This is a genomic window from Vibrio sp. 10N.222.48.A3 (assembly GCF_041475345.1).
Taxonomy (GTDB): Bacteria; Pseudomonadota; Gammaproteobacteria; order Enterobacterales; family Vibrionaceae; genus Vibrio; species Vibrio tasmaniensis_A.
In genome coordinates this window covers 1-8815 of sequence record NZ_JBFRVX010000511.1, presented here as the reverse complement: position 1 = coordinate 8815, position 8815 = coordinate 1, and the positions used below count along the sequence as shown (strand labels likewise).

General features: G+C 43.1%; 5 protein-coding genes and 2 pseudogenes. 5 read left to right on the top strand and 2 right to left on the bottom strand.

Features of this window, described 5'->3' with window-relative positions:
- The 4 genes and pseudogenes from AB4653_RS14940 to AB4653_RS14925 all read left to right on the top strand — a co-directional run.
- On the top strand, positions 1 to 1611 hold a 1611-nt coding region (locus AB4653_RS14940; protein WP_372104595.1), incomplete at its 5' end, for a peptidase domain-containing ABC transporter.
- Positions 1608 to 2969, top strand: coding sequence for an HlyD family type I secretion periplasmic adaptor subunit (locus AB4653_RS14935; RefSeq protein WP_017083706.1), 1362 nt, complete (start codon positions 1608 to 1610; stop codon positions 2967 to 2969). The genes AB4653_RS14940 and AB4653_RS14935, both read left to right, overlap by 4 nt.
- 89 nt (positions 2970 to 3058) lie before the next feature.
- Positions 3059 to 5152 (top strand): annotated as a pseudogene (locus AB4653_RS14930) (type I secretion system permease/ATPase); the annotation flags it as partial.
- 233 nt (positions 5153 to 5385) lie between these two features.
- Positions 5386 to 6294: an IS5 family transposase gene (locus tag AB4653_RS14925; RefSeq protein ID WP_102258473.1), complete on the top strand. Its 909-nt coding sequence runs from the start codon at positions 5386 to 5388 to the stop codon at positions 6292 to 6294.
- 294 nt (positions 6295 to 6588) lie between these two features.
- On the opposite strand, the gene AB4653_RS14920 is transcribed toward AB4653_RS14925, so the two are convergent.
- Positions 6589 to 6906: a hypothetical protein gene (locus tag AB4653_RS14920; protein ID WP_017082565.1), complete on the bottom strand. Its 318-nt coding sequence runs from the start codon at positions 6904 to 6906 to the stop codon at positions 6589 to 6591.
- 513 nt (positions 6907 to 7419) lie between these two features.
- On the opposite strand from AB4653_RS14920, the pseudogene AB4653_RS14915 reads away from it, so the two are divergent.
- Positions 7420 to 7583: pseudogene (locus AB4653_RS14915) on the top strand (transposase); the annotation flags it as partial.
- An 801-nt stretch (positions 7584 to 8384) separates the two neighbouring features.
- On the opposite strand, the gene AB4653_RS14910 reads toward AB4653_RS14915, so the two are convergent.
- Complete coding sequence (locus AB4653_RS14910; protein WP_017082566.1) at positions 8385 to 8600, bottom strand: hypothetical protein; 216 nt, start codon at positions 8598 to 8600, stop codon at positions 8385 to 8387.
- Positions 8601 to 8815 lie beyond the last annotated feature (215 nt).

Below are 8815 nucleotides of genomic sequence, written 5' to 3'. Positions count from 1 at the left end.
GTGATGGATAAAGTGCTTGTACATCAAGCTTGGTCAACCCTTGATGTGCTTGTGATAGGGCTTGTGATCACTGGCATTGTAGAGGTTCTACTTCGCGGCTTACGCGAATATCAATATGCGCACACAGCCAATAGAATTGATATTCAATTAGGACTTAAGTTAGTAAAGCACTTGTTTGGCCTTCCTTTGATGTTCTTCAAAACACGTCAAGTAGGCGCTATCGTAACTCGCGTGCGCGAGCTTGATACTGTACGAGAATTCTTAACAGGCTCGATGTTTACTTTAACGGTCGAGTTCTTGTTCATGTTTGTCTTTCTCTATGTAATGAGTTTGCTTTCACCTCCTCTCACATGGCTATTTATTGCAACCATCCCTCTTTACGTATTGCTCGCTTGGTGGCTTACACCTCGAATGCAAGCGGCGGTAGAAGAGCAATTTACGCACGCCGCTGCAAATACCTCTTTTCTCACAGAGACAGTGGCTGGCAGTGAAACTCTAAAAAGCTTAGCCGTAGAGCCTCGTTTTGTTCGCCGTTGGGACGATCAAACGGAAAAAATGGTCTCTACTGGGTACGTGGTTCAGCAACTCAACAACCGATCCAACCATGTCGTTCAACTCATCCAGAAAGTAACAAGTGTTGGAGTTCTGTGGTTAGGGGCAACAGAAGTACTGTCATTGGAAATGACTATCGGACAACTGATCGCTTTTAATATGATGACAAACCATATAGCCCAACCTTTATCACGCATGGTTGAGTTATGGGGGCAATTTATTCAAACGCGCGTGGCACTAGAAAAATTGGGAGACATGCTTAATTTACCTGTGGAGCAGCACACAGGGAGCGATACGATTGCATTACAAGGCGCAATTTCGTTCAAAAACATCCTATTTCGTTACCAACCAGATATCCCACCGACCCTGAACAACTTGTCGCTAGATATCCAAGCAGGTGAAACATTAGGCGTTGTGGGAACATCAGGCTCAGGGAAAAGTACTCTAGCTCGATTACTGCTACGACTCTACTGCCCAGAAAAAGGGTTAATAACGGTTGATAACACACCACTTAATCAAATTGGCATCCAGCAACTGCGCCAACAAATCGGCATAGTTCTGCAAGAAAACTATCTATTTAACAAAAGTGTTTGCGAAAATATTGCCCAATCGAAGCCTGAAGCTAGCTTAGAAGAGGTTATCGAAGCGGCAAAACTTTCTGGAGCTCACGAATTTATCATGAAGCTCCCAATCGGCTATGACACGATCTTAGCCGAAGGTGGGCAGTCCCTTTCTGGCGGACAGAGACAACGCCTGGCGATTGCGCGAACTCTACTTTCAGATCCCAAAATCATGATCCTGGATGAAGCCACGAGTGCACTGGATGACGAATCACAAGCGTTGATTCAATCCAATATGGCAAATATCGCGAAGGGCCGTACGGTCATCACTATCGCTCACCGGTTATCCACCGTACGAGATTGCGACCGAATTATCGTTCTACACCAAGGTAATATCGTCGAGCAAGGTAACCATCAACAGTTAATCACATTGGGCAAACAGTACAAACAATTATGGCAACTTCAGCAAGAGCTCAAGCAAGAGGATTCAAACGCATGAAAAGTGTCATCAAGCGATTCTTAGCCAAATTTAGAATAAACCAAGCGACTGAGAAGCATTACGAATTTTTGCCTGCGCACCTCGCCTTATCACAACGTCCTCCTTCACCATTTGCTCGCATAACGGCCATCACGCTCAGCTTGGGAGTCGTTGCCGTCTTAATTTGGGCGTATTGGGGGAAATTAGATATACAAGCGACAGCTACCGGACGTTTCGTTGTCTCTGGCCGCTCACAAGTGATTCAATCTTATGAGCAGAGCCGGGTTCTCTCTATTCACGTAAAAGATGGGCAACGAGTGACAAAAGGCGCGCCGCTTCTTACTCTTGATACCCTAGGCATCAATCAAGACATTACCCGTTTAATCACTCAGTCTGAATTTCAAACTAATGACCTAATTCGATACCAATCTTTGAATAGTGGCCTGCCACTCTCTAAGGACCTATTATTTTCGGCCTTACCACTCGAACAACAAGCGTTGATCAATGAAAACTTCTTGAGTGAGAAACGTGAATATGAGTCGACCCTGGCAAGTATCAAAGCAGAAATGCAGGTCAACAAAACATCACAAGCGGCTCGTCAAAGTGACATCAACGCATTAATTCAGTTAACCGAAAATATTAGTCAGAGACTCGCGGCACGAAAAACGTTGAATCAAATAAAAGTCATTGGACACGTAGAGTATCTAGAGCAAGAAAAAGAGCTACTGGAAGTTAAGCGCCAAGTGTCGCAACAACGAGCTGAATTAGAGGTTCTAAAGTCGCAATACCATAGTCTTGAAGAAAGGCTGACGGGGTTCAAAGCACAAAAACACAGAGAATGGCTCGAAAAAAGAAAACAAGCGAAATTGCAACTCGGGGGTTTAGCTCAGGAGTTGTCTAAAGTTCGTGAGCGTGAACAGTTAGAAATCATCCGTTCTCCTGTCGATGGTACGGTTCAGCAACTCAGTATTTACACGCTAGGAGCAGTACTTCAACCAGCACAAAATTTAATGATTATTGTCCCTGAAAATGCAGTACAGCAGGCGGAAATACAAATTCTCAATAAAGACGTAGGTTTTGTTTACCCAGGACAGCCAGTGACAGTAAAAGTAGATGCGTTTCCATACACTCGTTACGGTACTATCGAAGCTGAGCTATTGAGTATTTCTCGTGATTCTACTACAGACGAACGCTTGGGGCTCATTTTCCCAGCCCAAGTTAAGCTTAAGAATAACAACATCTTAATCAACGGTAAAAGTATTGAGTTGACACCAGGCATGTCCGTCGTTGCGGAAATAAAAACGGATAAACGTCGTGTTATCGACTACCTGCTGAGCCCAATACGTGAATACCAAGCAGAATCGCTAAGAGAGAGGTAAGTATGGATATGACCTTATCAACAACGGAAAATAGCGTTTCTACCACTCAAGATGCTTCTATCAATCAGGACGCTTCTATCACACAAGATAATGGCGGAATCGACGCCGTCGTTTATGCGGGTAACTATTTCCACAAAAAGTCGACCAAGACACAGCTCAAGCATGCTTTAGGCGTCAGTCATTCCAATTTAAATGACTTGGAAATAAGGGAAGCTGCAGATTATATTGGCCTGAAAAGTCAAGTAACGAAAGTAAAATCGAACGAGCTAGATACCCTTCCACTGCCCGTTTTAATTGAAATCGACAATAGTTGGAAAGTGCTCACAAAATCAGCGGACGGTTCCTCTCTTTTATATGATCCAGCCACTCAATTGGAGCAGCAGAGTGAGCTTAGTCCGAGTAGTCACTCATCAACGTACAAGGTAATGTTGGTCGCGGATGAAAGACTAAGTAGCAAAGAAGTGAAATTTGGCCTTAGCTGGTTTGCCCCCTCTATTTGGCGTCAAAAGAGCCAAATGCGAGATGTGTTTATTTATGCTATTGCCCTTCAAATATTCGCACTGGTGAGCCCGATGTTGTTTGAAAATGTCATCGACAAAGTGCTAGTCGGTCGCAGCTTGTCCAGTTTACATGTGCTCGCCATAGCGATGCTTGCTCTTGCCATTGCAGAGCCAGCATACAGTTACTTGCGCAATACCGTATTTGGCCACCTCGCAAGTCAAGTAAATGCAGAGCTATCAGGACGCCTTTATCGCCATTTAGTCGGCCTCCCCCTCAATTATTTCAAGCAGCGTCAGACAGGACAAATCATTGCTCGAGTTCGTGAAATGGCGCAAATTCGCCAGTTTTTGACCGGTTCGACGTTGATGTTATTGCTCGATCTCATTTTTGTTACCGTCTTTCTTGCTGTTATGTTCCATTATGCCAAGACTCTGACTTGGCTAGTAATCGGCTCACTTTTTATCTATTTCTTACTTTGGCTTATTGCTGGTCCAATCATAAGAAAAAAAGTGGAATCAGAATACGAATCGGATGCCGATGCCACGACCTTTCTAACGGAAGCAGTAACAGGCATTGAAACCATTAAAACCACAGCGACTGAACATCGATTTTTACATCAATGGCAACATATCCTCAGCCAACAACTAAACCGTAGCTTTGATGCTCAAAAATCAGGACTCATTGCAGGGCAAGGCATCGGGCTGATACAGAAACTGACTGCGGCACTGCTCCTGTGGTGGGGAGTCAGCGAAGTACTTAACGGTGAGCTCACACCCGGACAATTGGTGGCCTTCAATATGTTGGCCGGCCACGTGACTCAGCCGGTACTTCGACTTGCGCAAATTTGGCAAGACTTCCAACATACTCTTATTGCACTAAAGCGAGTGGGCGATATTCTTGATGAACCAAAAGAAAATGGTAAACAAGGGTTAGCTTCTGTTCCTGAACTCAATGGAGGCATCGAATTTAGTAACATTCGCTTTCGTTATCACGAAGACTCTCCCGAAGTGTTGGCCAACTTATCGTTAGAAATAAAACCGGGCCAGTTTATCGGCATCACCGGGCCATCAGGCTCAGGAAAAAGTACCATCACCCGGCTATTGCAACGTTTGTATGTCCCTCAACATGGTCAAGTATTGGTAGACGGTATGGATCTCGCGATAGCCGACCCAATTTCGCTACGTCGCAACATGAGTGTGGTATTACAAGAAAGTATTCTTTTTTCTGGGAGCGTTGCAGAGAATATCCGCCTAAGTCAGCCTCAAGCTACTGATGAGGAAATACGCAATGCTGCGCAGCTTGCCGGTGCTTTGGAATTCATTGAAGGACTTCCCCACGGGTTTAATCAGCCCGTTGGGGAAAAAGGGGGCTCTCTATCTGGCGGCCAGCGTCAACGTATTGCGTTAGCAAGAGCCCTACTCGTTAACCCTAGGATTTTACTGCTTGATGAAGCAACGTCAGCACTCGATTACAACTCTGAAGCTGCCATCATGAGCAACATGAAAGAGATTTGTAGAGATAGAACCGTAATTAGCATCGCACACCGCCTTAACACCATTCGTCATGCGGATAATATTCTTGTTCTTGATAAAGGCCAAGTTTGTGAAAGTGGGACTCACGATGAACTGGTTGAGAAGGAAGGTCTTTATGCAAAATTATGGAAGCAACAAATTGGCGGCTGATTTATAAATTGAAATCTACGTTGTTATAAGAAATATGGATGGTGTGAGCTTTAACCATTGACATTCACTCAACCCAAAAAGTGTGTGTTGACACACTTTTTGAGCCTTTATTATGTCTTCTCGAAAATCAAAAAACGGCTTTTTCACCTTGGAACGGCGTTGTTGCCTAAATCAGTTGAACCTTTTTCGAGTCTTGCGATCTGATCCTTTATGATGGTTAGAGCGGTGGTGACATGGGTAAGGCAAAAAAGAAGATAACTAACTGGGCGGAGTACAATAAGGCTCTGTGCAAACGGGGCTCGGTTACGTTCTGGATAGATGATTCAGCCGTAGATGCATGGCGATGCAAAGCCCATCATGGTAAGCGTGGTAGAGGCTTCCAGTACTCTGATACAGCGATTGAAACTGCATTGATGATTAAGGGGATATTCTCTCTACCATTGCGGGCTCTTCAAGGTTTTATCGACTCTATCTTTGAGCTACTAGAGGTTCCACTGACGCCCCCTGACTACACGTGTATCAGCAAACGCTCGAAGACAGTTCAGGTCAAATATCGTAACAAATCCAGAGGAGCTATTCGCCATATCGCTATTGACTCGACTGGTCTCAAAGTCTTTGGCGAAGGTGAGTGGAAGGTGAAAAAGCACGGCGCCGAAAAACGCAGAACTTGGCGCAAACTGCACTTAGCCGTTGATGTAGAAACTCATGAGGCCATTAGTGCAGAAGTCAGTCTTGTAAGTGTTGGCGATAGCGAAGTGCTGCCAACATTACTCAACCCTTTACGTAGAAAGGTAGATACCGTATCTGCTGATGGAGCGTATGACACAAAAAGTTGCTATGAGACCCTGCAAAATAAGGGCAGTACTCCGTTGATACCGCCTCGAAAGAATGCGGCGCTTTGGGAAGAAGGGCATCCCAGAAATGAAGCAGTAAAGGCTTTGAAAAACGGAACAATAGCGGAGTGGAAATCTGAGTCGGGTTATCACTATCGCTCAATATCTGAGACCGCAATGTCTCGATATAAAGGACTAACCAGCGGTAAATTGAGCTTGAGATGTTATAACGCTCAAGTGGGAGAAATCATGGCGAATGTCAAAGCTATAAACAAAGTCATAGGACTAGGTATGCCTGTTCGAAACTAACGGCGAGTCACATATGGCGTCGTTGGTCTTTAAACCGATTTGATCAACAACGCCCTTCCTAGGCTTAACTAAATTTAGCCACCAATAACACATTAATTTCATTTAAACCTTTAAATTTGTAGAGACAACCCTCTTAGAGGGGTACTTTAAATCACAGTATCTAACGGTCTTATATACAACCAAACATCCGAGCTTTCAACTTCCTAATATAAACTATTTATCTATGAACACGAGTCAATATCAAAGAGAAAGGACACTCTTATCTTAAAGACGATCACAATTTAATAACCTTTATTATCGCTGCTTGATATAAGCACCCATAAGTTCAAATACTTTGTCTATAGCATTAACAGCTTGAACCATTACCTTGAGCTTATCTTTCGTGCTCTTTAAAGACTCTGTTGACTCTTTCGCTTGATTAATAAGTCCCTTGATACTTTCTTGCCCTACGGAATGGAGACCAGAGTTCGTCTCTCTGATAGAAATATTGTATGCGTAGATTTTCTCGCATTTAATTAGAAACACATCATCTCCTGACTCCTGCATAACTAAGTCAAGGTAGCTTTGAAGTTCGTTGTACATGCTTTGTGATTCTGTGAGGCTCTCGCTCATTCGTTAGTCCTTTAAGGTATCGCAATCTCAGCATCACGAGCAATGATGCAGACTGATAAAAATCATCAACAACTTGCATTAGTGCCTCCAAATATCGGATGAATAACATTGAACACTGAGCTACAAACAGAGACGCTACATAAGTTCAGTCATTCAGTTTTTGAGAAAGAATTTACGACTTCACATGCCTTTGCATCATTAATATCAATTAGTTACAATATACACCCAGCCAAGGACTACTCCATCATATGAATAGGACATTCTTGCATATCACAAGTGACATAAATTATCCTTCCCTAAAACGACATACAAAATAATAGGCTCTAGAGCGAACCTTGCTTAAACAACACATGCACACCATGAATTTTCCTGTTATTAGTGGCTTTGTTGCGTAATTCAGTGGAACTAAATCCAGAACCTACGATCTGAGCAGCTACATTCACCACCTCTCGTAACGTTATGCCTAAACCTCGTTACAAAACAACCAATTGGAAGCAATAAAACCAATCACTCATTAACCGTGGATCTCTAACCTTTTGGATTTATGAAGAAGCGGTAAGTGAGTGGGCACAAAGCAAACAGAGTAAACACAGGAGGCCACGTCGATTCAGTGATCTAGCTATCACCACAGCGTTCATGGTAAACGAGTGTTTTCTATGCCACTAAGAGCGCAGCAATGATTTATCGACTCGATATTTAGGCTATCCCATGTTTAGTTAAGTTGTCCGCATTACACCTGATCCGCACCGAACCAATGCCCTTAACTTTAATAAGTATTTACACAACAAATGCATTGCGTGTAAATTATTCACTTACACCTAACCCAAACGCCTTTGCTTGCTGCGTCTGGATAGGTCAAGTTCGGGGGAACTTGACCTCCCTGTTATCAATACGGGCTATGCGCTCGGTATTTTTCTAATACCAGCCTTACACTTTCCCATAGCTCTTCGATATATCGATACTCTAGATAAAAGCCACTATCAATAAACTCAGCACCACTTGAAGAAAACCACGGTTGAGTTTCACCTTTCCCACCTACTCCTAATTCAAATTTGGCGCAATACTTTCCGCCAGTTGGGCGAATTTGGAACTTAATGTGATATGTCCAATGGGTTTCTGAATAACAGCGTTAGTAATGGGCTGGCAACCAACCAGAATCGTAGAAGTTCGGTAAACAACTTGCAGGGAGTTGGTATTGTGATAGTGGAAGTGTTGGCATTGCACTTTGAAGTTGGCTAGCCATGTGGTTGAAAGCGCTAATGTAGGCTTCTTTGATGTGTGCAGCTTTAGTGCCTCCTAAAGAAGATAGGGGCTGTTTTGCTTGTCATAAGTATGATCCTTTAACAAAGAAATCCTTACATTTAAGCCATATGTTTAATGCGGCCCAAGATTACGGTCCGTGTTTCTTTGAGGCTTAATTTAGAACCTAAAAGTTGAAACTTCCTAACAAATAGTGATCATTATCTACAATTCCCGCGCTAGGCTGGATCTTGAAAATACGGCTTATCGGCTACAACAAAGGATTTAAAATCAGCGTGTGTAACGCGTGTTTTGTCCAACTTGTTCTTTGCTGTCCATTGAGTGTTATCTCTTAGGTACTTTCTGTTGTATTCAGATTTCGATTTACCAACTAGCCCTAAATGATAATTCATTTCATGATCTTCGCTAAAATTCACGTAATCCCAATCGTTCATCGGAAAAACCTCTTTTAAGTTATGCAACATTCATATATCGGCACCAAGAAAGGTTTTCAAGGGGAACGAAAGAAAGATATGTCGTCCACACGACCATTGTTGGGTAGAATTTGAACTCATTCACATCCTATTTATGTACGTTTGCCCTACTAAAAAGTTATCCATCCTTATCATATTCTTCACGGTGACACCCATGGTGTATCACGGGGGTAAAT

Excerpts from the sequence above, each read along its gene's own strand:
- AB4653_RS14935 (WP_017083706.1), top strand. The coding sequence starts at position 1,608 with ATGAAAAGTGTCATCAAGCGATTCTTAGCCAAATTTAGAATAAACCAA.
- AB4653_RS14925 (WP_102258473.1), top strand. The coding sequence starts at position 5,386 with ATGGGTAAGGCAAAAAAGAAGATAACTAACTGGGCGGAGTACAATAAG.
- AB4653_RS14920 (WP_017082565.1), bottom strand. The coding sequence starts at position 6,906 with ATGAGCGAGAGCCTCACAGAATCACAAAGCATGTACAACGAACTTCAA.
- AB4653_RS14910 (WP_017082566.1), bottom strand. The coding sequence starts at position 8,600 with ATGAACGATTGGGATTACGTGAATTTTAGCGAAGATCATGAAATGAAT.